This is a genomic window from Micromonospora sp. NPDC007208 (assembly GCF_042869175.1).
In the GTDB taxonomy this organism is placed as follows: Bacteria; Actinomycetota; Actinomycetes; order Mycobacteriales; family Micromonosporaceae; genus Micromonospora; species Micromonospora foliorum.
Window position 1 is genome coordinate 13,522 of record NZ_JBIAFG010000003.1, and the last position, 23,637, is coordinate 37,158.

The 23,637-nt window shown below is 71.8% G+C and carries 23 protein-coding genes, 1 tRNA gene and 2 pseudogenes; 11 read left to right on the plus strand and 15 right to left on the minus strand.

What is annotated here, in order from left to right:
- Positions 1 to 48: 48 nt before the first annotated feature.
- Positions 49 to 921: a uridine kinase gene (locus ACFYL6_RS06420; protein ID WP_387168296.1), complete on the minus strand. Its 873-nt coding sequence runs from the start codon at positions 919 to 921 to the stop codon at positions 49 to 51.
- 193 nt (positions 922 to 1,114) lie between these two features.
- Between ACFYL6_RS06420 and ACFYL6_RS06425 the strand changes: the two genes are divergently transcribed.
- On the plus strand, positions 1,115 to 1,516 hold the full coding sequence (locus ACFYL6_RS06425) for a rhodanese-like domain-containing protein (RefSeq protein WP_387169495.1): 402 nt from the start codon (positions 1,115 to 1,117) through the stop codon (positions 1,514 to 1,516).
- A 438-nt stretch (positions 1,517 to 1,954) separates the two neighbouring features.
- Here ACFYL6_RS06425 and ACFYL6_RS06430 read toward each other — a convergent pair whose 3' ends face one another.
- From ACFYL6_RS06430 to ACFYL6_RS06440, 3 genes and pseudogenes are all read right to left on the minus strand, one after another.
- A complete protein-coding gene (locus ACFYL6_RS06430; RefSeq protein WP_387168299.1) occupies positions 1,955 to 3,493 on the minus strand; it encodes a cobyric acid synthase in 1,539 nt (512 codons plus the stop codon).
- Positions 3,494 to 3,669: 176 nt separating this feature from the next.
- Positions 3,670 to 4,659: pseudogene (locus ACFYL6_RS06435) on the minus strand (cobalamin biosynthesis protein); the annotation flags it as partial.
- A gap of 250 nt (positions 4,660 to 4,909) precedes the next feature.
- The gene (locus ACFYL6_RS06440) at positions 4,910 to 5,770 is read right to left on the minus strand and encodes a single-stranded DNA-binding protein (RefSeq protein ID WP_387168302.1); all 861 of its coding nucleotides are present in this window, start codon (positions 5,768 to 5,770) and stop codon (positions 4,910 to 4,912) included.
- A gap of 304 nt (positions 5,771 to 6,074) precedes the next feature.
- Here ACFYL6_RS06440 and ACFYL6_RS06445 point away from each other — a divergent pair, with 304 nt between their 5' ends.
- A complete protein-coding gene (locus ACFYL6_RS06445) occupies positions 6,075 to 6,494 on the plus strand; it encodes an HPF/RaiA family ribosome-associated protein (RefSeq protein ID WP_387168305.1) in 420 nt (139 codons plus the stop codon).
- Between the two features lie 253 nt (positions 6,495 to 6,747).
- Positions 6,748 to 7,687, plus strand: a pseudogene (locus ACFYL6_RS06450) (alpha/beta hydrolase); the annotation flags it as partial.
- Between the two features lie 270 nt (positions 7,688 to 7,957).
- Here the strand turns inward: ACFYL6_RS06450 and ACFYL6_RS06455 are convergent.
- Positions 7,958 to 8,653: a hypothetical protein gene (locus ACFYL6_RS06455; RefSeq protein ID WP_387168308.1), complete on the minus strand. Its 696-nt coding sequence runs from the start codon at positions 8,651 to 8,653 to the stop codon at positions 7,958 to 7,960.
- A 160-nt stretch (positions 8,654 to 8,813) separates the two neighbouring features.
- Between ACFYL6_RS06455 and ACFYL6_RS06460 the strand changes: the two genes are divergently transcribed.
- Both ACFYL6_RS06460 and ACFYL6_RS06465 read left to right on the plus strand, forming a co-directional pair.
- Positions 8,814 to 8,886: transfer RNA gene (locus tag ACFYL6_RS06460), tRNA-Arg, on the plus strand.
- A gap of 282 nt (positions 8,887 to 9,168) precedes the next feature.
- A complete protein-coding gene (locus ACFYL6_RS06465) occupies positions 9,169 to 9,549 on the plus strand; it encodes a VOC family protein (RefSeq protein WP_387169497.1) in 381 nt (126 codons plus the stop codon).
- 377 nt (positions 9,550 to 9,926) lie between these two features.
- On the opposite strand, the gene ACFYL6_RS06470 is transcribed toward ACFYL6_RS06465, so the two are convergent.
- On the minus strand, positions 9,927 to 10,145 hold the full coding sequence (locus ACFYL6_RS06470; RefSeq protein ID WP_387168310.1) for a hypothetical protein: 219 nt from the start codon (positions 10,143 to 10,145) through the stop codon (positions 9,927 to 9,929).
- Between the two features lie 292 nt (positions 10,146 to 10,437).
- Here ACFYL6_RS06470 and ACFYL6_RS06475 point away from each other — a divergent pair, with 292 nt between their 5' ends.
- Positions 10,438 to 10,668, plus strand: coding sequence for a GntR family transcriptional regulator (locus tag ACFYL6_RS06475; protein ID WP_387168313.1), 231 nt, complete (start codon positions 10,438 to 10,440; stop codon positions 10,666 to 10,668).
- 79 nt (positions 10,669 to 10,747) lie between these two features.
- Here the strand turns inward: ACFYL6_RS06475 and ACFYL6_RS06480 are convergent, their stop codons facing one another.
- A complete protein-coding gene (locus ACFYL6_RS06480; RefSeq protein WP_387168316.1) occupies positions 10,748 to 11,245 on the minus strand; it encodes an STAS domain-containing protein in 498 nt (165 codons plus the stop codon).
- 111 nt (positions 11,246 to 11,356) lie between these two features.
- Positions 11,357 to 12,103, minus strand: a complete 747-nt coding sequence (locus tag ACFYL6_RS06485) for a GAF and ANTAR domain-containing protein (protein ID WP_387168319.1) — start codon at positions 12,101 to 12,103, stop codon at positions 11,357 to 11,359.
- A gap of 365 nt (positions 12,104 to 12,468) precedes the next feature.
- On the opposite strand from ACFYL6_RS06485, the gene ACFYL6_RS06490 reads away from it, so the two are divergent.
- Positions 12,469 to 12,792 (plus strand): plasmid stabilization protein, encoded by a 324-nt coding sequence (locus ACFYL6_RS06490; protein ID WP_091405580.1) that lies wholly within the window; start codon positions 12,469 to 12,471, stop codon positions 12,790 to 12,792.
- 46 nt (positions 12,793 to 12,838) lie between these two features.
- Here ACFYL6_RS06490 and ACFYL6_RS06495 read toward each other — a convergent pair whose 3' ends face one another.
- Positions 12,839 to 13,828 carry a hypothetical protein gene (locus ACFYL6_RS06495; protein ID WP_387168322.1) on the minus strand — a complete coding sequence of 330 codons (990 nt, stop codon included), beginning with the start codon at positions 13,826 to 13,828 and terminating at the stop codon, positions 12,839 to 12,841.
- Between the two features lie 244 nt (positions 13,829 to 14,072).
- Here ACFYL6_RS06495 and ACFYL6_RS06500 point away from each other — a divergent pair, with 244 nt between their 5' ends.
- The 4 genes from ACFYL6_RS06500 to ACFYL6_RS06515 all read left to right on the plus strand — a co-directional run bounded on the left by ACFYL6_RS06500 (position 14,073) and on the right by ACFYL6_RS06515 (position 17,934).
- Complete coding sequence (locus ACFYL6_RS06500) at positions 14,073 to 15,251, plus strand: sensor histidine kinase (RefSeq protein WP_387168325.1); 1,179 nt, start codon at positions 14,073 to 14,075, stop codon at positions 15,249 to 15,251.
- Positions 15,241 to 16,452, plus strand: a complete 1,212-nt coding sequence (locus ACFYL6_RS06505; protein WP_387168328.1) for a hypothetical protein — start codon at positions 15,241 to 15,243, stop codon at positions 16,450 to 16,452. The genes ACFYL6_RS06500 and ACFYL6_RS06505 overlap by 11 nt, the downstream gene beginning before the upstream one ends.
- Positions 16,425 to 17,138 carry a response regulator gene (locus ACFYL6_RS06510; protein WP_387168331.1) on the plus strand — a complete coding sequence of 238 codons (714 nt, stop codon included), beginning with the start codon at positions 16,425 to 16,427 and terminating at the stop codon, positions 17,136 to 17,138. Before ACFYL6_RS06505 ends, ACFYL6_RS06510 begins: the two co-directional genes overlap by 28 nt.
- Positions 17,139 to 17,211: 73 nt before the next feature.
- Positions 17,212 to 17,934 (plus strand): hypothetical protein, encoded by a 723-nt coding sequence (locus ACFYL6_RS06515; protein WP_387168334.1) that lies wholly within the window; start codon positions 17,212 to 17,214, stop codon positions 17,932 to 17,934.
- Here ACFYL6_RS06515 and ACFYL6_RS06520 read toward each other — a convergent pair.
- The 6 genes from ACFYL6_RS06520 to ACFYL6_RS06545 form a co-directional block, all read right to left on the minus strand.
- Positions 17,816 to 18,796 carry a GlxA family transcriptional regulator gene (locus ACFYL6_RS06520; protein ID WP_387168336.1) on the minus strand — a complete coding sequence of 327 codons (981 nt, stop codon included), beginning with the start codon at positions 18,794 to 18,796 and terminating at the stop codon, positions 17,816 to 17,818. The two genes, ACFYL6_RS06515 and ACFYL6_RS06520, sit on opposite strands and share 119 nt — an antisense overlap.
- 4 nt (positions 18,797 to 18,800) lie before the next feature.
- Positions 18,801 to 19,403: an isochorismatase family protein gene (locus ACFYL6_RS06525; protein WP_387168339.1), complete on the minus strand. Its 603-nt coding sequence runs from the start codon at positions 19,401 to 19,403 to the stop codon at positions 18,801 to 18,803.
- A 156-nt stretch (positions 19,404 to 19,559) separates the two neighbouring features.
- Entirely contained in the window at positions 19,560 to 20,312 is a 753-nt protein-coding gene (locus ACFYL6_RS06530) for a lysophospholipid acyltransferase family protein (RefSeq protein WP_387168342.1), read from the minus strand.
- A 95-nt stretch (positions 20,313 to 20,407) separates the two neighbouring features.
- Entirely contained in the window at positions 20,408 to 22,468 is a 2,061-nt protein-coding gene (locus ACFYL6_RS06535) for a glycogen debranching N-terminal domain-containing protein (RefSeq protein WP_387168345.1), read from the minus strand.
- Positions 22,468 to 22,842, minus strand: a complete 375-nt coding sequence (locus ACFYL6_RS06540) for an SCP2 sterol-binding domain-containing protein (protein ID WP_387168348.1) — start codon at positions 22,840 to 22,842, stop codon at positions 22,468 to 22,470. Before ACFYL6_RS06540 ends, ACFYL6_RS06535 begins: the two co-directional genes overlap by 1 nt.
- Positions 22,843 to 23,188: 346 nt before the next feature.
- Positions 23,189 to 23,605 (minus strand): CBS domain-containing protein, encoded by a 417-nt coding sequence (locus ACFYL6_RS06545; RefSeq protein WP_387168351.1) that lies wholly within the window; start codon positions 23,603 to 23,605, stop codon positions 23,189 to 23,191.
- Positions 23,606 to 23,637 lie beyond the last annotated feature (32 nt).

Below are 23,637 nucleotides of genomic sequence, written 5' to 3' on the forward strand. Positions count from 1 at the left end.
TAGCTCCCCGCATCGTGCCGCAGTCGGTCGCCGACGTCCATGCCCCGCTCAGCGCAGCCGCACGTAGTACCGCTCCGCGTCGTGCGGCAATGTCGGCGCGCCGTCCACCAACAGGTCGGCGTGGGTCGCGGTCTCGTCGACGGCGAAGTGCGCCCGCTCCCCGTCATGCCAGCGGCGCAGCTCCGGCAGGATCTCCGGCCCGTCCCGGGCGACCGCGCGAGACAGCCGCAGCGACGCGGGCGCCGTGACGAACACGGCAAGCGTCAGCTCCGGCCGGACAACCGCCCGGGCGGCGCTGACCCCCTCGACCACCAGCACCGGAGCCACCGGCACCGCAACCGGCCGGGGCAGGAAGCGTTGCCGGACCCAGCTGTACCGCCGGTAGGCGCCCGGCTTCCCGTTCCGCAGCGGGGCGAGCACCCCCTCGTCGAGCCGGGGCCAGAAGGTGACCTGGTCGTCCCACCCGTCGAGCAGGTCGTCGGTGTGCACTACCGGCGGTCGGCCGCCGAGCGGCCCCGCCAGGGCATCCGCGAGCCGCGCGGCGAACCGGCTCTTGCCCGCGCCGCTCGGCCCGTCGACCGCCACCAGCCGGGTCCGCCCCAACCGCGCCGGGCCCGCGAGCACCCGACGAGCCAATTCGGCGTACGCCTCGACGACCGCCACGGTCGGCCTGCCAGTCTCCGGGTTCAGCACAGCCTCCCGTGGTGCATGACCGAAGTATGCCCGTTGGGCTCGTCGGGCTGGTCGGGCTCGGTGGGCTCGTCGGGCTCGTCGGGCCGGTGGGCCCGTCGGGCCGGTGGGCCGGTGGGGCTCGTCGGGCCGGTGGGCCCGTCGGGCCGGTCGCCCGGTCGCCCGGTCGCCCGGTCGCCCGATGATCGACTCGGGTTCATTGAAGGCGCGGTATCCCCGTTGGCGGGACACCGCGACTTCCGTGAAGCCGTGTCGATCATGCCGGTTGAGGGGCCAGAGTGAGCCGCGATGACACGTCCGGCTGACCGCCCTGGCCGGCCACCGTCACGTCCGGGGGAATTGGGGCGGCGACGGGTGACGGGCGGCCCGTTCGCCGCCGGCGGTGCCACCGAATCGGCATGATCGGGTGGTGCTCCGAGACGTAATGAGCCCCGGTATAGACGCCCTACTCGAACAGGCCCGCGCCGGGCTGCACCGACTGACTCCGCAGCAGACCGTCGAGGCGGTCCGCGGCGGTGCGTTGCTGGTCGACACCCGTACCGAACTACAGCGCCGCGAACAGGGCGACCTGCCGGGCGCGATCGTCATCGACCGGACCGTACTGGAGTGGCGCCTCGATCCGGCCAGCGCCTGGCGGATCCCGGAAGCCACCGGGTACGACCGGGAGATCGTCCTGGCGTGCCGGCAGGGCTACAGCTCCAGTCTGGCCGCCGCCAGCCTGCAGACCCTCGGGCTGCGCCGGGCCACCGACATGATCGGCGGCGTGGACGCCTGGCTCGCCGCCGGCCTACCCACCACCGACCGCCCCGCCGACATCCGCCCCTGAGTCCCACGACCTTGCGCCTCAGGCCGCCCGGGCACGCGACCGGCTCAGGCACGCGACCGGGCCAAGCAGGCGACCGGCTCAAGCAGGCGACCGGCTCAAGCAGGCGACCGGCTCAAGATCGCGCTAGATCCAGGAAACAGGCCCCTCCTCGCGTGGACGAGGCCCCTACAACAAGGATCGAGCACGATCATGCCCCCGGCGCACTCCCCATCGGACGGTGACCGGGCCAAAACGGCGAGCCAGGTCAAGACGCGGGCGCGTCAGAACGCGACCGGGCCAGAACGCGGCCGGGCCAGAACGCGGCCGCAGCAGAACCCGGCCGGGTCAAGACGGCGGGCCGGGCCAGGACGCGACCGGGCCAGAACCCGACCAGGCCAAGACGCGACCGGGCCAGAACCCGACCAGGCCAAGACGCGACCGGGCCAGAACCCGACCGGGTCAGGACGGTGAGCCGGGTGGGATGAAGGGCAGGCCCGCGGGCGGGCCGGCTTCGATGAGACGCCAGAGGGCATCGGTGTCGAGGTGTTCCTCGACCAGGTCGCCGAGTAGGTCGAGTGAGCGCTCCCGGGCGGCGGCGAAGCTGGTAGCCGGTGCGACCCGAAATCCGCTGCGGCCGGCCAGGCGAGCCGCCTCGGTGAGGAACCACCGCCGGAACTCGTCGGACTCGAACGCCCCGTGCCAGTGCGTGCCGTGCACCGCGCCGAGCACAACTCCCTCTCCGACACCGTCGTCGCCCGTGAGCAGCGGGGTCAGGCTGGGGTCGGCGTGTGAGACGTACCCGTGGTGGATCTCGTAGCCCCGCACCGGGAGGCCACCGTGGCCGGCGCCCACCGACTGCCGGACGGTCTTGCGCGAATCGAAGGTGATCTCGATGGGCAACAGTCCGAGCCCTGGGACGCTGCCCTGCCGGCTCTCGACCGGGTCATGGATGGCGCGGCCGAGCATCTGGAAACCACCGCAGAGGCCGAGCAAGGGCTTGCCGGCCGCCACGTGGGCGGCAACCGCGTCGGCGAGGCCGGTTTCACGCAGCCACGCGAGGTCGGCGACGGTGGACTTGGAGCCGGGTAGGACGACCAGGTCGGCGGCGGCCAGTTCGGCCGGTTCGATGGTGAGCCGTACCCGGACCCCCGGCTCGGTGGCGAGCGCCTCCACGTCGGTGGCGTTGCTGATCCGGGGTAGGCGGACGACGGCCACATCCAGCCATTCGCTGCCGTGCGGGGCGGCGGGCCGGCCGAGCACCCGGCCGTAGGCCAGTGAGTCCTCCGCGTCGAGCCACAGGTCCAGTGCCCAGGGCAGCACCCCGTACGTGGGGCGGCCGGTGACCTGGCGCAGCATGTCCAGACCCGGCTGGAGCAACCCGAGGTCGCCCCGGAACTTGTTGATCACGAACCCGGCGATCAGCGCCTGGTCGGCTGGGTCGAGCAGGGCCACGGTGCCGAACATCGAGGCGAAGACACCGCCCCGGTCGATGTCGCCGACGACGATGGTGGGCAGGTTGGCGTGCCGGGCCAGCCCCATGTTGACGTAGTCGCCGGCCCGTAGGTTGATCTCCGCGGGGCTGCCGGCGCCCTCGCAGATCACCACGTCGTACGTCTCGCGCAGCTCGGCCAGCGCCCCGTAGGCGGTCTCGGCGAGCCGGGGACGCAGCTGCCGGAAGGTGCCGGCGGTGATCGTGTCGACCGCCTCGCCCAGCAGCACCACCTGACTGGCCAGGTCGCTGCCCGGCTTCAGCAGCACCGGGTTGAACCGCAGGTCGGGTGCGAGCCCGCACGCCGCGGCCTGCATGGCCTGGGCGCGCCCGATCTCGCCGCCGCGCCCGTCCGGCCCGACGACCACCGCGGAGTTGTTCGACATGTTCTGCGCCTTGTACGGCGCCACCTTCACGCCCTGCCGGTGCAGCCAACGGCAGATGCCCGCGGTGAGCACGCTCTTGCCAGCGTCGGACGTCGTGCCGGCGACCAGCAGCCCGCCGCTCACCGCCCGCTCCCCCGCAGCACCCCGACGCCCCCGTCCACTCCGCCTGCCCCACCCTTGCCAACAGCCCAGCCCGTGCCGACAGCCGCGCCTTTGCCGACGGCCCGTAGCCCGCTCTCGCCGGCGCCGACCAGCCGGAGTGCTCCGGCCACGCCGCCCAGCCCGCGCCCTCCGGCCACGCCAGCCAGCCCGCGCCGACCCACGGCGCCGATCAGCGCTCGCCTGCTCGCTGCGCCAACCAGCCGACCGAGGGTCACCGGGTACGCGGCGGCCAGCCCGACGGCGGCCAGCCCCACCGCGCCGGAGATCCGGGCGGCCCGCTTCAGGTGCCGCGCCTCCGGGCGGGGACCGTCGCCGAGAAATGGCCGCACCTCGGAGCGCCCGAAGTAGACGTTGCGGCCACCGAGGCGGACCCCGAGCGCACCGGCCATCGCCGCCTCGCACTGGCCGGCGTTGGGGCTCGGGTGGTCGTTGCGGTCCCGCCGCCACACCTGCCAGGCGCGTTGGCGGTCCCCGTGCGCGACCGGCGCGACGGCGATGGTGAGCAGTCCGGTCAGCCGGGACGGCACGAGGTTGAGCGCGTCATCCAGTCGAGCGGCCGGGGTGCCGAACCGCGCGTAGCGCGTCGACCGGTGCCCGACCATCGCGTCGAGGGTGTTCGCCGCGCGGTAGCCCAGCAGCCCGGGCAGGCCGGCGACCGCACCCCAGAGCAGCGGAGCGACGACCGCGTCGGAGGTGTTCTCCGCGACCGACTCGACGGTGGCACGGGCCAGCTCCGACTCGCCCAGCGTCGACGGGTCCCGTCCGCAGAGGTGACCGAGGCGTCGCCGGGCAGCGGGCAGGTCACCGTCGCGCAGCGTACGACCCATGATGGTCGCCTCGTGCCGTAGCGTGCGGCCGCCCAGCACGGTCCAGGTGCCGGCCGCCACGAGCAGCGCCCGGGTCACCGGCCGGTGCCGGGTAGCCGCCGCGGCGACCGCCCCGAGCAACACCGGCCCGCCGACGGCCAGCGCGGTGAACGCCGTACCCGCCGTTCGGTCTGGGCGGTAGAGGCGGCGCTCCAGCGCACCCGCGGCCTGCCCGAAGCCGGCCACCGGGTGCCACCGGCGGGGGTCGCCGAGCACCCTGTCCAGCGCGTACCCGGCCAGCAGCCCCACCGCGTTCGCCATCGGCGCTGTCCGTCGCACCCGCACCACCTCCGGCCGGCCAGCCTAGACGAGCACCCCGTGAACCAGCCGAACCCACGGTCCCGCACCGGCCACGAGAACCCGTGGAGCGAACAGGCGGGCCAGCCGCCGACAGCCCGTCACGCGGGGTGACGACGCTGGTCGCGCCGCCACCCCGCCCCCGTCGTGCCGCACCGCGCGGAATCTCGGCCAGTTCGCTCGCCGCCCAACCCGCGACGGTCGAGCCGTTCGGTCAGGCTGGCTGCGGGATCCGGCCCCGACCGCGCCGCCCTCGACCGGGCTGCGCCGGCTCCGGTTGCCCCTCGTCGGGCACCGGCCCCAACTCGATGTCCAGGTCACCGTCGGCGTTGTCGTCGTCCGCCTCGGGCGGTGGGGCCAACTCGTCGTCGAGGCCCGGCGGAACGGTGGCCTGCCCGGCCTGCCCGACCTGCCCGTCGTTCGGCAGCGCTCCGCCGTCACCGAAAAGCCCACTGCCCAAGGAGACCCCACTGCCCAGGGAGACCCCACTGCCCGAGGAGACCCCGCCGCTCGGGGAGCTGTCGTCGTCGTCCGGGACGTTGCCGAACGGGCTGGTTCGCAGCTCGGCGTAGTCGGGCAGCTCGAAGTCGTCGTCCAGCGGACGGTCGTCGGGCAGCACGGGTGCCTGCCCGGCGGGCACCGGTTCGGTGGGCTCGCCGTGCACCCGGCTCTCGGCCTCCGCGTCCTCCACGGTGCTGGTGGTCATGCTCGGCCGGTTGCGCAGGAACCGGGCCCGGCCCCGGGACAGGTCGTGGCCGACGGCGACCGCCTCCAGTTCGTAGAGCGTGCGGTGGTTACCGGCGTCGTCGGTCCAGTCGCGGGTGTAGAGCCGCCCGCAGACCACCACCGGATCGCCGACCATGACGGAGGCGGCGACCCCCTCGGCGAGTTTGCGCCAGCAGTTGACGCGGACGCGAAGCGAATTGCCGTCGACCCACCGGCCGCTGTCGCGATCGAGTCGGCGGGCGGTGGAGGCGACCTTGAAGTTGGCCACCAGCGTGTTGCTCTGGGTCGTACGCCGCCACTCGGGCGTGGTCAGCACATTGCCGACGATTGTCACGTAAGTGTCGAACATCGTCCCTCCAGGGGGATCGGGGCCTGCCAGCGCGAGTCGACTCGCCACCGAGCATCGGCACTACGGGCACCCATCGCGAGCGCCCAACCCCGGCCTGTGGATGACGAACCCACCTGTGGACAACGCCCTGATCACGCCCGGATGTGGTAGGCCCGACCCGCCCGACCCGCCGTCCACGGTTTCCCAGGCCGCCCGAACTGGGTAAGGACTTGATCAACGCACCACCGACAGCTCCACGTCGACGAGAGGTCAGCGCCATGACGATCACTACCATCGGCTCCGCGAACGCTTCCGAGGCGCAGCGATGAGCGCCGTGGCGAACCCGGCCTCCGTGGCTGAGTGCCTGCGGGTGGGCGCCGGGTTCTCCCAGGGCGACCGCAACTGGATCGCCGAGCAGTTCGCCACTCTCGACGCCCGGCTCGCCAGCTTCCACGCTGACGCCACCGAGCTGGAGGTGTCGGTGAAGGACCGGGAGGCGCGCGGGCAGAAGGTCACCCTGGAGTGCTGGATCGCCGGCCGGCAGAAGATCGTCACCACCTCCGCTGAGGAGGACCTGCACGCCGCTCTCAACGACGTCCGTGACGACCTGCGGCGTCGGCTCAACGATGCCAAGACCCGCCAGGAGCCCCGGCACAACAAGCACCTGCGCGACGTCCCCCAGCCGCAGCTGGAGGCCGACGAGTCCGACGACCCGGCCCTCCGCGCCGACGCCGAAACGGCCTGACCCACGCCGCGCTCCGCCCGCCCCGCCGCCGCTCAGTCGATCATGGAATTGTGGTGGGCGTTAGATCCGTAACCACCCCTTTTGCGGGCCCCCACAACTCCATGATCGACGCGGCGAGCGAGGCGGGAGGCGGGGAGCGACGCGGGGCGGGCCGAGCGGATCAACGCGGGGCGAGCGGGGCGGAACGAGCGGGGGCAGGCATCGCCCGGGCGCGGGCTACCGCTGGGTAGGTTGGCGGCGTAGCGTCGCGTTCGTGGAACCGGACGTGTTGGGGCCGCCGTACGAGCGGCAGACGATCGACCTGGGCACCGACGACGAGGGCCCCGTTGTCGCGACAGTGGTCCGGCGGCGGGCCGAGCGCCCCACCGGGCGGGCCGTGCTCTACGTACACGGCTTCGTCGACTACTTCTTCCAAACTCACCTGGCCGACTTCTTCGCCGAGCGAGGTTGGGACTTCTACGCGCTCGACCTGCGCAAATACGGTCGCAGTCTGCTCCCGGGCCAGACCCCGAACTTCTGCCACGACATCAGCGACTACTTTCCCGAGCTGGACGCCGCCGCCGAGATCATCCGCAAGGACGACGGGCACGACACCCTGCTGGCGATGGGCCACTCCACCGGCGGCCTGATCATCTCGCTCTGGGCGGACGCCCGCCGCGACACCGGCACCATCGACGGCCTGGTGCTCAACAGCCCCTTCTTCGACCTGAACGCACCCTGGGCGGTGCGCCGACCCCTCGCGGCCGCCGCGTCCCGGCTGGGCCGCAGGGCGCCGCACCGCATCCTCCCGTTCGGGCTGGGCACGGTGTACGGCGAGAGCATCCACTCCGACCACCGCGGCGAGTGGACCTATGACCTGGCATGGAAGCCGTTGGCCGGGTTCCCGGTCCGGGCCGGCTGGCTGAACGCGATCCGCACCGGGCAACGCCGGCTCCGCGCCGGGCTGGACATCCAGGTGCCGGTGCTGCTGGCCTGCTCGACCCGCTCCTTCCGGGGCACCAAGTGGCACGACAACGCGACCTTGGCCGACGCCGTACTGGACGTCGAGCACATGGTCCGCTACGCGCCCCGCCTCGGTCGCCACGTCACACTGGCCCGCTTCGACGGCGGGCTGCACGACCTCACGCTCTCCGGCCCCGCCGTACGGAAGAAGGTCTTCGACGAGGTGGGTCGCTGGGCCGAAGCGTTCCTCCCCGCCGGCCCCACCGCCCCGGCCGACGCCACGCCGACCGACGCCGCACGGTCAGACGCGGCCCCAGTTGATGCCGCACCTACTAATGCGGCCCCGGCTGACGCTGCACCGACTGACGTGGTCCTAGCTGATGCCGCAACGACCGACGCGGGCCGAGCTGACGCCGCGCCGACCAACACGCAGACGGCCGACGCGGCGGGGGCGGCGGCGCCGGGCCGCTGACCAGGCCGGACGGCGTCGCAGCTCAGACGTCGCCGGGCGTCGCCGCAGCTCAGACGTCGCCGGGCGTCGCCGGAAGGACGGCACGGATCCGGTCGAAGGTCGCCACCGGATGCTCGCCGACGCCGGGCAGGACCAGGCCCAGGCAGTACGGGGAGACCTCTCCGGCGGCGCCAGCCTGAACGATGAAGACCGGCGCGCCGACGTACCCCGGCGGCAGCTCGGTGGTGATCAGCACGGCGTCCCCGTCGCGGACCACCCGCTCGATCGCGACCTCCAGCGGCCGCGACCCGTCCTCGCGTACCCCATGGGCCAGCACGAAAGCGGAACTGGCCTCGGCGCCGAGGCGGGCGACCACCTCGGGCCCGGCGGCGATCCCCGCCGGCACCGGCTGGACGCGCCACCGCCAGCCGCCGTCGCCGGCGTACCGGTGCAGGCCAGCGGTCGGCAACACCGCGACCCCGTCACCCGGGAAACGGGCCCAACCGGGCACGACCTCGCCCTCCGAGATCACGGCCGGGGCCACCCCCGCCGGCTCGGTGACGCTCGACCGCAGCCCCAACTCACCCCCCGAACCGACCACCAGGTCGGCCGCCGTCAGCAGCGACTCCCCCACCGGGTCGTCGCCGTCCTGAAAGAAGAAGGCGGTACCGAAGTCGCCCGATGACCGGTACGGCAGGATGGCGCGACCGACGACCTGGCACAGCTCGTAGGCGACGTCGCTCTCGGCGTCGGAATCCAGCAACACCAGCCAAAGGTACGGTCCGCCGCCGGGCCGGTCCGCGGTAACCCGGATGCCCGCTAGGCGGCGGACGTGAGACTCTGCTCGGCAACGTGGACGCGGGCACCCTTTTCGCCGTCGGGCAGTGGGACGGCGGTACCCTCTGGGCGCGACATCCACGCCACACGCGCCCGTAGCTCAGCGGATAGAGCAGGGGACTTCTAATCCCAAGGCCGCAGGTTCGAATCCTGCCGGGCGCACCCTAAACGCCGCAGGTCAGCGGCTTTTCGCTCCCGATCCGAACGATCACGCCGGCTGCCGGCCTCCCCTCGCAGCCGGGTTGTATGGCCTCTCGGCCGCCCGACAAGTCGCGGCATGGCAGCCGACTCAGAGGCTCCTGTGGGCGTTCGGTACGACTACTTCCGCGCCCGCAGAGCACGCACGAGCGGAGACAGCATCTACTGCTGGATCTGCCTCTAGCCCGGGCCGACAGCAGCGGGCATAGCGGGAAGCCACTGCGCTGATAGCGTCGGGACGTGTCGATGTTCCGCACTCCCCAGGTGATCCTTTTCTCTGAGGACGTTCCGCGCGCGGCCGAGTTCTACGCCGGTCTCGGCTTCACCGAGACCTTCCGGGTGCCGGCTGAGGGCGAGCCGATCCACATCGATCTCGTGCTCGACGGCTACAAGATCGGCGTCGCCTCGGTGGCCTCCACCCGCGACGATCACGGGCTCGACCCCGTGCCTCAGGGCCAGCGGGCCGCCGTGATCCTCTGGACCGACGACACCGCCGCCGCGTACGCCGATCTCACGAACAGCGGCGCACCCGCCTTGGCAGCACCGCACCGGTGGCTCGATCGCCTGCTGATCGCCTGGACCGCCGACCCGGACGGCAACCCGATCCAGATCGTCCAACAGCTCTGACCTCACAAAGGGCAGACTGGCGCCGCGTACCGCAAGCTAACCCGTTCTGCAGGTAGGCCCGCCTAGTTCTCGGAGAGCAGACTGCCGCGCTTCGAAGCTCACGAGAGCCTGGGACGAGGCTGGGACCCCACTCCGACCCGCTTGCGGCGAACCCGGACGCTTCTGCTCGATCACGATGCCTGCACGCTGGACGAAGACCTCCCGCTTGTCGGTAGCTCTGCCCTTCGCGTCGAGGACGTAGCCCGTCAACCACACCCAGCCGTCGTACGGATCGACGCTGCCGCTTGAGACGAGCCGGAGCCGGAGCGCTCGGTCGCCGCTGAACTGCACCGAACACGCCGACCCGATCAGCACCACATCGCCGGAGTTGAGCGCGGTCACGGCATCCAGCCCAGGAAGCGGCGCCGGAGGGCGTCCGGCGGGGCCCAGCTCATGTCCTTCCTGGCGGACAGCACGCACGCGCCCATGTAGAGGGCCAGCGAGATTGACGTCGCGGCGTGCTCGCCCAGCAGCTCATCGCGGCGCGGAGCGCAGGGCCAAGGCCGATCGCATGTCTCGCACAGCCACAGCGGCAGGACGGGTCCGTGCTTCGTCATTGGTCTTCACCGGGCCAGTGCCTCCGGTTGATCGGAATGCGGTGCCGGAACCGGCAGGGCAGATCCGCACCGCAGCGGCACACGTAGCGCCAACGCTTCCAACTCCATGCCGGACGGTGACGCCGCGCCAAGGTCAGCGCCACTGACAGCAGGTAGTCGTCGAAACGGACTTCGCATCCGGCCTCCTACGGTGCGTCACCCTGTCGACGATGACCGTAGCGCTGTACGTTCCTGTACGTCTATAGACGTACCGAAGGTTTGAACGTCTATAGACGTCCCCTAGGTTGCGTCCATGATCGATCCACTGTCTCCGACGCCGATCTACGTTCAGCTCGCAGACGTGATCGCCAAGCGGATTGAGACCGGAGAACTGCCACCCAATCGACCGATCCCGAGTGAATCCACCCTTCAGCAGGAGTACGGCGTCGCTCGCGGCACGGTCCGCGCGGCGGTACGTCTTCTGCGAGAGCGTGGACTGGTGATGACGGTGCCGCAGCGGGGCACCTACGTCACCGACAAGTAGGCGCGCCACGGGCCTGCTGCACACAAAGTGCCCACCGGCCGTGGCCGCCGCATGGCGGAAGTCGGTCCTGAACCGCCGATCAGCCGAGCCGCGCGATTGGACCGGTGTCTGGTTCGGGGCCCGGGAGCAGGCGCTCCACCCCGGTGATCCGCAGCACCCGCTGGGTGATTCCCGCAGCGCCTCTGATCGAGAAGCGGGAGCCGACCCGGTTCGCCCGCTCGTGCGCCACCAGGAGTACGTGCACACCCGCGGCGCTGAAGAAGCCGACGCCGCTCAGGTCGCAGCAGACTTCGGGATGGCTGTCGATCGCGTTCATCAGGGCAGTCGCCAGGCGTGGCGCGGTGTCCATGTCCACGTACCCCACCGGGGCGACGACCATCCGGTCGGCCGAGATGGTCGCGGACAGGTTCGTGGGTTCGGTGTAGCGAGTCACCTGGAACGACGGCCCGGAGGAGTCGAGACCAGGAAGGCTGTCCCGCTGGCTGCCGGCGAGCGCCGCTGGCGTGACCTGCCCGAGGCTGACTGCCGTCGGGAAACTGTCGAAGTGGCTCTGGAAGGACCAGGATCGCTCAGTCATAGGAGCACACGCTTCCTGTTGAAATCCGTAACAGGATTGGCGCATGGCTTGACCAACCTCGACGATAACCGGCTGGGCGGTCGGCCGCCACTCGGCGCGGCCGTCCTTCACCTACGGCAGGTTGCCCGACCCACCGCGGTCACGCTTGGCACCCTGCGGTCGGGTGGCCCTCTCCACCAGGGCGGCGGCCACCTCCCGCAGTTTGCGGTTGGAGTCCTGGGAGACCTTCGCGAGGACGGCGAACGCCTCGTCGGGGGTGCAGCGGCGTTCGCCCATGATGATGCCCTTGGCCTGCTCGATGACGGCCCGGCTCTGCATGGCCAACTGCATCTGTGCGGCCAGGGTGGCGGTGGCGTCGTAGAGGTGGGCGTTGGCGAGGGCGACGGCGGCGTACCCCGCGAATGTCTGTGCGAGGGTGACCGCGTCGTCGTCGAAGGCACCTGCTTCGGCCCCGTAGATGTTCAGCGCACCGAGCACGGACTCCTGGATCGGGAACCCGATCGACAGTGAGCTGTGAGCTCCGCCCTGCACGGCTTGGGCCGCCCACTGGGGCCAGCGGACCTCTTCGGACATGTTGGGGACGGACACGACGGCGGCGTCTCTGGCCGCCTCCAGACACGGACCCTGACCATGCTCGTACTGCAGTTCGTCGAGTCGCAGCGCCATCTCACCGCTGAACGCGGCGGTGTGCGCACTCTCCTGCTTCAGCAATGTCACCGACACCTCCTGCGCACCGGGGATCGTGCGCCGTGCCAGCTCGGAGACCTGGGTCAACACCCCGGACAGATCGGTTTCGCCGAGCTTGATCTGGCCGAGTTCGGAGATCGCCGCATTGGGATCAATGGGCTGCTGTGCCATGACTTCAAGGTCCTCGTGCCCGGGGCGCGTACCAGTTGCAGGAAGGCGACGGCAGCGCGCGTGGTGATGGCGCACCGCGAGCACGGGGCGCCGCACGGACTCGCCAACCGAGCCCGGGCGCCCGCTGCTGGACGCTGACTGACCGACGCCGAGGCGTCGGCTGCGGCGACAACTATACGACGCCGAGTGGTGCCTCCCCGAAGGTGCAGCCCGGATCGGCCCGGGCGCGCTCGTTTGACCCCCTGGACGGCGGGGCATCGTGCTCAGACAGCGTGAACACCACGCCGTGGCTCGGAAGTGCCGATGGCAGTCAGAAGCGCGAGCCGGGTCTGGACCGCACTCGACAGCGGAGGTGGGAGGCACCGATGCCAGCAGGATCAAGCCCGAAGAGAGAACGACAGTACGAGCACATCAAGGAGAGTGCGCAGCAGCGCGGCGCCTCCTCTGGCCGGGCGAAGGAGATCGCGGCCCGCACGGTCAACAAGGAACGGGCCCGCTCGGGCGAGTCCCGGACGGCGAGCCGGTCCTCCCGCAACGACGTGTCGTCCGGGCACCGTGGCGGTAAGCGTTCCCACAGCGGCGCTCAGGGTCGTACCAAGGAGCAGCTGTACAACGAGGCGAAGCAGCGCGGCATCAAGGGCCGCTCGTCGATGTCGAAGAGCGAACTGGAGCGGGCCCTGTCGAAGTAGCGACAGGAAGGTCCTTCAACGGGTGGCGCGGATCGGTCGGGCCGACTCAGACGGGTCCGAGCAGGGCGGCCAGCGCGTCGTCGCCCTGGCCGAGTTGCGCCCCACCCGTCGTTGGCGCGACCAGGAACCGTCGGCAGCCGTCGAGTTCCACGTACCGGTCGGGGCCTGCCCCGTCGAGCGGGCGCAGCACCGCGAAGCGCGTCGCCGGGATGTCGCAGTCGGCCACCGCCCGACGGTTGGACAGCGCCCGGAGCACACCCGCCTGACGCTCGGCTGGCAGCGGCCCGCCGTACACGAAGTCGCCCGCCGGTTTGTCGCCCTCCTGGAGCGACGCGGGCACCTGGTAGACGCAGAGGCGCAGCGGCCCGGCGGCCGGCGGTAGCCCGGACCCGGGCCGGGCGCTGCCGTTCCGGGTCTCCACCCACACCATGTCCGTCCACTGCTGCGCGCATCCGGCGGTCTCGGCCGCTGCGGATTCGATCTGCCGGATGGTACGGGTGTCCACAGTGGTCCACTGCGGCCCGGCCAACGCGTCGATCACCTCGGCGCGCGGCTTACCGCAGGAGTCCGTCGGGATGTGGGGGCGCAGCCAGCGTCCCCGGTCGTCCAGCAGGGCCAACCACGGCGGGATGACCATGTCGAGAGTGCAGGCGACCTCCCCGCCGGTCTGCTCGCTGGGCAGGCGTAGCGCGCTGAGCAGCGGTGCGATCTGCTCGGCGCGTCGCTCGGTAGCGATCTGCTCCTGGCCGCCGTTGGGCCCCGGCCGAATCTCCCGCCCGCAGATCACGGCCGCGACCGGGGTGAACGCGGGGTCGATGCGTCCGATCGCCGGCTCTTTCACGGCCGGTGCCGGCGTCTGCGTGTTCGGCACCGCGAACGTCTCGCCGGCCCGTGGCGCGTCCTTGGCGCAGGAGGTCCACCCATCGACGATCTGAGCCGGCCCGTCGGCCTCACCCGGCCCGATGTCCGTGCCACCGCAGCCACTCAGCGCCATGCCGAGCAGTGCCACCGCCAGTGCCGTCCGGGACGAACGCATCCGGCTCACCACCTTTCCACCCGGGGATGAGACGGACGACGGGCCCGCCCGGTTCCAGCCGGCCGCAGCGCCTGGCCCCAATGATCGACCGGATGGGCCTCCTCCAGCCCCGCGGCGCAGAGTGACACATTAGCGACACTCCGCACACAAAGGGCCGGCCCGTGACGTCGCCCATGCTATTGTCCGATGTCGATCTACCGCCGCGTGGACCCGGACCGGGTCGTTGTCGGAAGGACACTTCCCGATGCCGGCCGTTGCCACCCCAACCGTGCCGCCGACCACGCTGGACAATCCTGCCGGCGGCGCCCTGGGCCTCATCTTCACCACGTTGCCGGCGCTGCTGCGGCTGAGCTGCGGGCTGTTCGCCGCAGCGGTGGCCGTGTCGGTGCAGACCCCGCCGGTCGAGCAGGCGGTGTTGCTGCCCGCCGTGGGCGTGCTGACCGGCTGGTCCCTCTGGTACGCACACCGCGCGTTGCGCCACGGCATCGGCCCCGCCCTCGTCGCCGGTGACGTGGCGGTCACCGCACTGGCCTGCCTCCTCATTCCCGTGCTGGTGGCGCCCGAGGTGCTAGCCGGCGAGGGGAGTTGGATCGCCGTGCTGGCCAGCACCACGGTGATCAACGCGCAGGCCACCGCTCCGGCGCGCTGGTCGATCCCGGCCGGGCTACTCGTGATTGCCACCTACGTGACCGGGGCGCAGGCGGCCGACAACCCCACCGAAGCTCGGGCGCACGCCGCCACGCTGCTGGCGCAGACCGCCTGCACGGCGATGATGGCGGCGGTCATGCGCCGACGCATCGGCCGGGCGGACCGCGCCTTCGTCGAACACCAGCGACTGACCCGGGAGGCGTTGGTCGCGCGTGCCGCCCGCGAGGCCGAACGCCAACAGAACCGCGATCTGCACGACACCGTGCTCGGGACGCTGACCATGGTGGGGCTGGGCGCGGTGGCCGGTCCCTCGACTGTCTTCCGCGACCGGTGCGCGGCCGACCTGCGTACCCTCGTCTCGCTCACCGACGGCGGCCCGGTGGCCGGCGACGGCCCGGTGCCGCTCGACGGACGGTTGCGGGCGGTGGTCGACCGGCTGCCCGAGCTTGCGGTACGGCTGGACCTGGCGTCCTGCGCGGTGCCGGTCGGGGTGGCCGACGCGATCAGCGAGAGCGCCTACGCCGCGCTGTCCAACGTGGTCCGCCACGCGCCGGGCGCCGGGGCCACGCTGCGGCTGACCCGGGACGCGATCGGCGTCGTGGTCGAGGTCGTCGACGACGGTCCCGGCTTCGACCTGGCCACCGTCCCCCCGCACCGGTACGGGTTGCGCGAGTCGATCTGCGGCCGGATGACGACGGTCGGTGGGCGGGCCGACGTGCACTCGGCGGTCGGCGCCGGCACCCGGATTCGACTGGAGTGGCCCGGTGTCGGCTGACCTGAACACCCCGGCGCACCCCACCGACGCTCCGGAGGCACCGCACCGGAGGAGCGTTCCGACGCCTCGGGAGCCGGTCTCCCCCGCGACGCTCGGCGCGCCGGCCGCCGTCGCGCACGCGTCCGACCGGGGTGCCCGGATCGCCGCCGTCGCCATCGCGTTGGCCTGGCACGTCGCGATCGCGCTTCCGGCGGTGCTGTCCGCCCGCGCGGAGCTCGCCGCGCCGACGGTGGTGCTCGGCGCCTGGATACTGGTCGCCGTGACCGGCGCGGTGGCCGGGGTCCGACTGCTACAGGGCTCGCCGCTCCCGCCGTGGCCGCTGGCCGCGCTGCTGCTGGTCGTCGATGCGGCGGTCTTCGCCGCAGCCGGTGAGCGGCAGTTGTTCACGGCCGCCAACTGGGTGTGGGGCACCCTCGGCTGGTTCTTCGTGCTGGCGGTGTGGGGTCGGCGCGTCCTGGGGCTGATCGCGCTCCTCAGCACGCACGCGTTGATCGCCCTGGTCGCCGTGCTCGGGCACGGCCCCGACCCGGCCGACGTGGCCCGCTACGTGATGTACGTCTACGGCACGTTCTCGCTGCCGGTGGCGGTCTTCGTGGGCAGCACGGTCATCGTCGGCCTGGCTCGGGAGCGGGCCGCCGTCTCGGCCGCCGGCCACGCGATGGCTGCCGAGCGGGATGCCGCCGAGCGGGGCCTTCGGGAACGCCGGGACCGGCTCGCGCTGGTCAGCTCGGCGGCCGGGCGGGTCCTCGGTGACCTGGCCGCCGGCCAGGCCGACCCGGACGACCCGGAGGTGCAGCGCCGCTGCATGCTGGCCGCCGCCCGGCTGCGCCGGCTGATCGCCGAGTCCGACGATGTGCCCGACCCGCTGTTGCACGAGCTGCGAGCCGCCGCCGACCTGGCGGAACGCAACGGCCTACCGATCGACCTGGTCACCATCGGCACCCCGCCCCCGCTGCCGGTGGAGGTCCGCCGCCAGCTGGCCGACCCGCTCACCGGCACCCTCGCCGACGCCCGGGGATGGGCACGGCTGACCGTGGTCTCCGGCTCGGACGAGGTGGTGGTCAGCCTCGTCACCCCGGACCGGGAGGGGCCGGAGGCGACCGGCCCGCCACCCGGCGAGCACGACGACGGGGGGCCGGTGCAGTACCTCTACGAACGGGACGGGAACATCAGATGGGCGCAGACCCGGTGGCGGCGGTGACCGGCGATCGGCCGGTCGGGGTGGCGATCGTCGACGACCACCCGGTGGTGGTCGAGGGGGTCCGCGCCTGGCTCGCCACCGAGCCGCGCCTGACGGTGCTCGCCACCGGCGACGACCCGGACGAGGTGCTGCGGGCGGCGCCGGACGCCGACGTCGTCCTGCTCGACCTGCGGCTGCACGGGCGGATGGCGTTGGACAAGTTGGCCGAGCTGAGCGCCGCCGGGCGGCGGGTGGTGGTCTATTCGGAGCACACCGACCCGCAGACGATGCTCGCCGCGCTGGACGCCGGGGCGGTGGCGTTCCTGGCCAAGCACGAGGGCCGGGAACACTGCGTGGAAACGGTGCTGGCCGCCGCGAGCGACCGCCCGTACGTGCCGCCGGCGCTGGCCGGTGCGATGGTCGGCGACCCGCGGCCGGACCGGCCGATGCTGTCCGACAAGGAGCGTGAGGCGCTGCTGCTCTGGTTCCAGTCGATGTCCAAGGCGTCGGTGGCCCGGCGGATGCAGATCAGCGAGCACACCGTCAAGCAGTACGTCGACCGGGCGCGGATCAAGTACACCCGGGCGGGGCGGCCAGCCGCCACAAAGGCGGCACTCCTCGCCCGTGCGATCGAGGACGGTCTCGTCCGCCCGGAGGAGATCGGCATCTACCGGTCACAGGCGACACACGACCGGACGACCCCCTAACAGGCGTCATGACAGGGGCGCTCCGGTCCGCCAGGCTTCAGTACACAGCCCAGCTGACCGGAAGGTCGTGACGATGCACGCCGACGCGTCCCCCTTCTTCATCGGTCCCCACCGGTTCGACGCCCCGGACGACGACGTGGGCCCGGCCCTGGACCGCCGCTACAACCTGCGACCGAGGCCCGGTGAGCGGGTGCTCGGGCGACACCGGCTGCTGGTCGCGGGCTACCTGCTCGGGCCGAGTGAGGTGCGATGCCGTTGGCAGCTGCCCGAGCCGGTCGCGGTGACCGTCACCGATCAGCGGATCTGCTGGGTGGGCAGCGGCTCGCAGCTGTCGCTGGTCGCCGACGGCACGCACCGGGCCCGGCCGCCCGCTCGCCTGAACGGGCTGATGAGCGGTCAGATCCGCTGGCAGTGGCCGTCCCGGTTGGAGCTGCCGGCGACCGAGCAGGACGCCCCGGCGCAGCTGCTGATCGTCTGCGACGCGTTGCGCACCATTCAGCAGCCGGCGTTGGCCCTCAGCGGGGCGGCCGCCGAGGTCGTGGCGCTGGCCCGGCAGGTCCGCCGGGCGGTGGCCATGTTCCGGCTCAATCGTCCACAACTGGTCGACCTCTCGGCCCAGGAGCGCGACGTGCTGCTGCTGCGGGCCGGCCCCGGTCTGCTCGCCGGCGACACCCGGATCACGCTGCCCGGCTCGTTGCCGGTGGAGTTCCACTCCCGGGACGACTACTACCGCTCAAGACCGGATCCGACCTCGTGGGGCGGGCTCGCAGGCGGCGCAGCATCCGGGCATCGGTGAAGCCGACGGCCCGCGCGGCGGCCTCCACGGTGGTGCCGTGGCCGATCAGGTGCTCGGCCCGTTCCACCCGGAGCAACTGCTGGTAGCCGAGCGGGGTGAGGCCGGTGCTCGCCCGGAACAGCCGGGTCAGGGTCCGTTCGGCCACCCCGCCGGCGGCGGCCAGCTCGGCCAGCGGCAGGGGCTCGGCGTACCGGCTGTCGATGAGATCCTGCACCCGGTGCACCGAGTCGGAGAGGTGTGAGCGGTGCCGCATCAGCGCGCTGGCCTGCGGCTCGTGCCCGTTGCGGCGGGCGTAGACGACGAGCGTGCGGGCGATCTTCGCGGCGGTCGCCGGGCCGTGCCGGGTCGCCACCAGGTGCAACGCCACGTCGATGCCACTGGCGATGCCCGCCGAGGTGACCACCCGGTCGTCCACCACGTACAGCACGTCGCGGACGACCTGGGCCGCCGGGTGCCGGCGCGCCAGGTCGTCCTGCACCTCGTGGTGGGTGGTGCAGCGCCGGCCGTCGAGCAACCCGGCCCGCCCGAGCGCGTACGCCCCGGCGCAGACGCTGGCCACCGTGCCCCCGGCCGCGTGGTGGTCGGCGAGCCGCCGCAGGTCGCCGGGCGACACCGGCCCCTGCGGCCCGTGCGCCGCCGGCCGCCAACCGGGCACGATCAGCAGGTCGTCCGGGGCGAGCTCGGGCCACCGGGTGTCGGCGACCAGCGGTACGCCCTGCACGGTGGGCACCTGCTCGCGCTCCGCGACGTAGTGCAGCTGATAGTCGTACCCGAGGTCGGCGGCGCTGGAGAAGACCTGGGCCGGCCCGGCGAGGGCCAGCAGGTGCAGCTGTGGGACCAGCAGGAAGACGACCCGGGTCACGACGTCAGCCCCCGGCGAGGGCCGCGCCGACGACCTCGTCCACGCTGCGGATGGTCGCGAAGCGGCCAGCCAGCGCGTACTCGGTGCGGGTCACGATCTCCTCGTTCGTCAGGGTGCGCGGGTCGGCGAGGATCTCCGCGACCGTGGCGGTCTCCGGCAGGTCCCGATGTGGGATGGGGAAGGTAAGCGTGGCGTCGCTGACGAAGGTCATCCGGTAGCCGAGATCCGCGCCGACCCGGGCGGTGGTCTCCACGCACTGCTCGGTGCGGATGCCGCAGACGGTGATGTCGGTGCTGCCCGCCTGGGTGAGTAGCTGCTGGAGGTTCGTGGTGGTGAACGCGTTGTGCGCGGTCTTCACCAGCGTCGGCTCACCCTCGGCGGGCACCAGCCCGTCGAGCAGCCGCACGTGGCCGAGGGCGGGGTCGAACAACCCGCCCGTGCCGGGCTCCGCGTGCAGGACCCAGACCACCAGGTCTCCGCGCTGCCGGGCGGCCGTCACCAACCGGTCGACCTGGCGGATCAGGTCGGGGTTGGAGCCGTACGCCCAGATCGGGCGCTGACGGAAGGACTCTTGCACGTCGATCACGACGAGTGCTGCTCTGCTCATGACGTCGATCCTGGTCGGACGGCGTGCGCGCCGGCAGACACCATTCTGCCCGGGTGCGGAACGATCCGGCCAACCAGGCGTGTGCCGAAGCCCCTGGCCGGCCTGCGGCGGGGCCAGACAACGGCCCGGCGAGGACTTCGACACACGCCCTGGGCGTCAGGCGCTGGGGGCGCGTTGCTCGGCGGCGGTGTCCAGAGCGGCTGCCTCTTCCGGCGTGGGCGCGCTGCCGCCCAGGTGCGCGGGCTGCCACCAGGTGTCCTCCGGGCCGGCCGGAGTGTCCGGATAGTCCCGCTGCGCCCGGTCGACGAGGGCGCTGAGCCGGGTGGTCAGCTCGGCGGCCAACACGTTCGGGTCCGGGAAGTCCGCCGGGTTGATCGGCTCGCCGATCAGGATGGTGATCGGCGTGTGCCGGCGGGTCAGGGTGCGCGGGCGACCCTTGGTCCAGAGGCGCTGGGTGCCCCACAACGCGACCGGCAGCACCGGCACCTTCGCCGAACGGGCCATCCGGACCGTGCCGCTCTTGAGTTCCTTGACGGTGAACGACCGGCTGATCGTCGCCTCGGGGAAGACGCCGACGACCTCGCCCCGCTTGAGCGCGCCCACGGCGGCGCGGAACGAGGCCGCACCGGCCTGCCGGTCCACCGGAATGTGCCGCATCCCTCGCATCAGCGGGCCGGAGATCTTGTGTGTGAAGACCGAGTCCTTGGCCATGAACCGAACCAGCCGGCCCGACGCATTCGCGCCCAGACCGGCGAAGATGAAGTCGAGGTAGCTGACGTGGTTGCTGGCCAGCACCGCCCCGCCCGTGCGGGGTACGTGGTGCGCGCCCTCGATGGTGATCTTCAGGTCGAGGACCCGGAACAGGGTCTTGGCGGCGGCGATAACGGGCGGGTACACGAGCTCCGGCATCCGCAGAATCTACCCTGCCGGGCTGGGGATCGGCTGGGTGGCGAACCGGCGGCGACGCGGGCGGCGCGACACCGCCGGTTCGGCGGTCGAGTCGGTCAGTCGGAGAGTCTGTTCAGGTCCAGCCGACCCCGGGCGAACGCGTCCACCCGACCCCAGCGACCCGGGATGTCCAGCACCTCGATGCGACCCATGCCCACCGGCAGCCGTGGCTCGACCGACAGGTGACCCTCGTGCGGCTCAAGACCGAGCATGGTGCGCAGCAGCAACAGCGGCGTGCCCGTCGACCAGGCCTGCGGGCTGCACGCCGTCGGGTACTCCACCGGGAACTTGGTCAGCTCCCTCGGGTAGCCGCCGAACGCCTCCGGCAACCGGCCGTCGAAGTAGGTGGCCGCGTCCAGGATGCCGTTGGCGATGGTCGCGGCCTCCTCGGCGAAGCCGTAGCGGCGCAGACCCCAGGCGATGAACGAGTTGTCGAACGGCCAGATCGTGCCGTTGTGGTAGCCGATGGGGTTGTACCGCGTCTCCCCCTCGGCGAGCGTGCGGACCCCCCAACCGGAGAAGAGCCGCGGCCCGACCAGGTGCGCGGCGAGCTTCTCCGCCCGCTCGGGGGCGACGATCCCGCTCCAGAGCAGGTGGCCGATGTTGGAGCTGAGGATGTCGCACTGGCGGCCGTCCGGATCCAGGGCGAGGGCGAAGTACTCGCCGTCCTCCACCCACCAGTCCCGGTTGAACCGTTCCTTCAGCTCTGCCGCCTCCCGCTCCAACTGGTTGGCGAACTCCGGGTCACCCCAGAACTCGCGCGCCAACCGCGCCGCGCGGACCTTCGCGTCGTACGCGTACCCCTGCACCTCGCAGGTGGCCCGCGGGAACGGCGGCAGCGTGCCGTCGGAGTAGGAGATCGAGTCCCAGGAGTCCTTCCAGCACTGGTTCTCCAGGCCGGTGTCGGTGTTGCGTCGCTCGTACCAGATGTAGCCGTTGCCGACCAGGTCGGCGTAGTTGTCGATCCACCTCAATGCCGCCCGGGTCTCCTGCTCCAACTCCTTGACCAGCGCGACGTCCCCGCTCCACCGCTCGTACTCGTCGAGCAGCACGATGAACAGCGGCGTCGCGTCCACCGAGCCGTAATACGGCGAGTGTGGCTGCTCCTCGAAGGCCGCGGTCTCGCCGTAGCGCATCTCGTGCAGGATCCGGCCCGGGTCCTCGTCCCGGAAGTCGTCGAACCGGCTGCCCTGCAGGGACGCCAGGATGCGCAGCGTCGTCTTCGACAACTGCGGGGTGAACGGCAGTGTCTGCAGACAGGTGAGGATGCTGTCCCGGCCGAACATGGTCATGAACCAGGGCAGGCCGGCGGCCGGCAGGGTGGCGCCGCCCAGCGACAGCGGCGAGAAGCGCAGCGCCGCCAGGTCGATCAGACTGCGACGGTACGTGCTGGCCACCCGCCCGTGCTCACTGTTGACCTTGGGTGCGTCGGCGATCCACTTCTCCAGGTCGTGCTGGAGGGCGAGCCGCTCGTTGCCGTGTGTGCGTAGCCCGAAACGCAGGTCCCGGCCGCCGGGCCCGACCGCGCGGGTCTGGACGTCGATCGAGGCATTCCACTGCTCGTTGGGCTCCAGGTGGACGGTGTACGCGAAGCCCTTGCTGTCGTACCGGGCCGACATCGACGACGAGATGACCGTCTCCCGCCGGAAGTTCCCCCGCCGGTACCCCAACCGCAGCCGGTCCGACTCGACCTCGGTGTAGATCTCGCCCTTCTTGTTGAGGATCTCGTCCTTGACCTGGAACAGGTCGGCGAAGTCCGACGCCGCGTCCATCCGGACTTCCAGGTCGACCGGCTTCTCGTCGTGGTTGAGGATGGTCAGCTGCTCACAGAAGCTGCCGCCCACCGCGCGCTCCCGGATGATCGACAGCTTCGCGTCCACGTAGTGCGTGGCCATCCCCGGGACCAGGAAGAACCGCGACTCGAAGTACTGCAGGTCGTCGAAGGAGAGCGAGTTGAGTCGCTCCCCGTTGACGGTCAGCACCCAGGTCGACAGGAACCGGGTGTCGATGGAGAAGAGCCCGGTGGGCTCGCTCGGCGTCGCCTCGATGTCACCGGTGTCCTCGCAGACGACGAACGTGTTGCCGTCCAGGATCCGGACCGTGTTGCTCTGCCCCATCAGTGCTGCACCTCCCCGGCGAAACGCCGACGCGGGCCACGGGCGTCCGGGGAACCCGGGAAGATCCGCTCCACCTGGACGACGAGACGAGCGTCGCCCGTCACCGTCATGTCCCCCCGCAACAGCGCGGCCAGGCCGTGCTCGCGCCCGGAGGCGATGTCGTCGAAGAGGACCGGGCTCGCGCCGATCACCGTGTCGGCCTCCCGGTCCTCCTGACTGACGTTCAGCCGGCCGTGATCGATCCTCAGCAGCCAGTGCCGGGTCTGCGCCCCCTCGTGCAGGTCGATCCGCAGTGTCCCGGAGGTCTTGGCCAGCAGGGGTTCGTACCCCCGCCGGTCCAGGTCCTCGAAGAACCTCGTGGTCGCGTCCACCATCGGGTCCACTCCTCCCAGTTGCCGGGCCGGGGATCCCACCCACCGCGCTCGCGTCGCGCGGACGGCCGGCGTTGCACGTCCCCGCACGGGTCCCCGCCGCTCCCCCAACCAACCTCGCCCAAATCGGGTGAGCAGCCCCCGGCCCCGCCCCGCCCCGCCCTGCGCCCCGCCCTGCCCCGCCCCGCCCCGCCCCGCCCCGCCCCGCGCCGGTGATCAAGAGCTTTGCGTCATCGCCTTCGGCGTGTCGTGACGCGAACCTCTTGATCAACCCGAGGATTGGGGGGTGGGGACACCGCAGCGCCGGCCCTCCCCAGGGGGAGGGCCGGCGCGTGCCCGCGGCGGACGGTCAGTTGTTCGGGTCGTCGGCGCTGATGTCGGCCAGAACCGACTGCGGTTCGCGCTCGACCGCGAGGTCACCCATCGAAATCAGGCCGACCAGGCGCCCGTCGTCAATCACCGGAAGTCGGCGTACGGCGTACGTCCGCATCAGGTCCGCGGCGGCCACGACATCGTCGTTCTGACTCACCGTGATCACGTCGCGAGTGGTGATCTGGTTCAACCGGGTCGAGCCCGGGTCCATGTTCTCCGCGACACCCCGGACCGTGATGTCCCGGTCCGTGACGATGCCGACCACGCTGTCGCCATCGGTCACCACCACATCGCCAATCGCGCTGTCACGCATCTCCTGCGCGGCTGAGATGAGCGTGTCATTGCCGTCCATCGTCACCAACCGGGTCGTCATGAACTCTCCGACCGTTGTCATGGTGCTCCCCTCTCGGTGTTCGGCACGCCCCG

What these genes read in the sequence shown, in the direction of transcription:
- ACFYL6_RS06425 (WP_387169495.1), top strand. Translation starts at nt 1,115, where the DNA reads ATGAGCCCCGGTATAGACGCCCTACTCGAACAGGCCCGCGCCGGGCTG.
- ACFYL6_RS06440 (WP_387168302.1), bottom strand. Translation starts at nt 5,770, where the DNA reads ATGTTCGACACTTACGTGACAATCGTCGGCAATGTGCTGACCACGCCC.
- ACFYL6_RS06445 (WP_387168305.1), top strand. Translation starts at nt 6,075, where the DNA reads ATGAGCGCCGTGGCGAACCCGGCCTCCGTGGCTGAGTGCCTGCGGGTG.
- ACFYL6_RS06465 (WP_387169497.1), top strand. Translation starts at nt 9,169, where the DNA reads ATGTTCCGCACTCCCCAGGTGATCCTTTTCTCTGAGGACGTTCCGCGC.
- ACFYL6_RS06470 (WP_387168310.1), bottom strand. Translation starts at nt 10,145, where the DNA reads ATGACGAAGCACGGACCCGTCCTGCCGCTGTGGCTGTGCGAGACATGC.
- ACFYL6_RS06475 (WP_387168313.1), top strand. Translation starts at nt 10,438, where the DNA reads ATGATCGATCCACTGTCTCCGACGCCGATCTACGTTCAGCTCGCAGAC.
- ACFYL6_RS06480 (WP_387168316.1), bottom strand. Translation starts at nt 11,245, where the DNA reads ATGACTGAGCGATCCTGGTCCTTCCAGAGCCACTTCGACAGTTTCCCG.
- ACFYL6_RS06485 (WP_387168319.1), bottom strand. Translation starts at nt 12,103, where the DNA reads ATGGCACAGCAGCCCATTGATCCCAATGCGGCGATCTCCGAACTCGGC.
- ACFYL6_RS06490 (WP_091405580.1), top strand. Translation starts at nt 12,469, where the DNA reads ATGCCAGCAGGATCAAGCCCGAAGAGAGAACGACAGTACGAGCACATC.
- ACFYL6_RS06495 (WP_387168322.1), bottom strand. Translation starts at nt 13,828, where the DNA reads ATGCGTTCGTCCCGGACGGCACTGGCGGTGGCACTGCTCGGCATGGCG.
- ACFYL6_RS06500 (WP_387168325.1), top strand. Translation starts at nt 14,073, where the DNA reads ATGCCGGCCGTTGCCACCCCAACCGTGCCGCCGACCACGCTGGACAAT.
- ACFYL6_RS06510 (WP_387168331.1), top strand. Translation starts at nt 16,425, where the DNA reads ATGGGCGCAGACCCGGTGGCGGCGGTGACCGGCGATCGGCCGGTCGGG.
- ACFYL6_RS06515 (WP_387168334.1), top strand. Translation starts at nt 17,212, where the DNA reads ATGCACGCCGACGCGTCCCCCTTCTTCATCGGTCCCCACCGGTTCGAC.
- ACFYL6_RS06525 (WP_387168339.1), bottom strand. Translation starts at nt 19,403, where the DNA reads ATGAGCAGAGCAGCACTCGTCGTGATCGACGTGCAAGAGTCCTTCCGT.
- ACFYL6_RS06530 (WP_387168342.1), bottom strand. Translation starts at nt 20,312, where the DNA reads ATGCCGGAGCTCGTGTACCCGCCCGTTATCGCCGCCGCCAAGACCCTG.
- ACFYL6_RS06535 (WP_387168345.1), bottom strand. Translation starts at nt 22,468, where the DNA reads ATGGGGCAGAGCAACACGGTCCGGATCCTGGACGGCAACACGTTCGTC.
- ACFYL6_RS06540 (WP_387168348.1), bottom strand. Translation starts at nt 22,842, where the DNA reads ATGGTGGACGCGACCACGAGGTTCTTCGAGGACCTGGACCGGCGGGGG.
- ACFYL6_RS06545 (WP_387168351.1), bottom strand. Translation starts at nt 23,605, where the DNA reads ATGACAACGGTCGGAGAGTTCATGACGACCCGGTTGGTGACGATGGAC.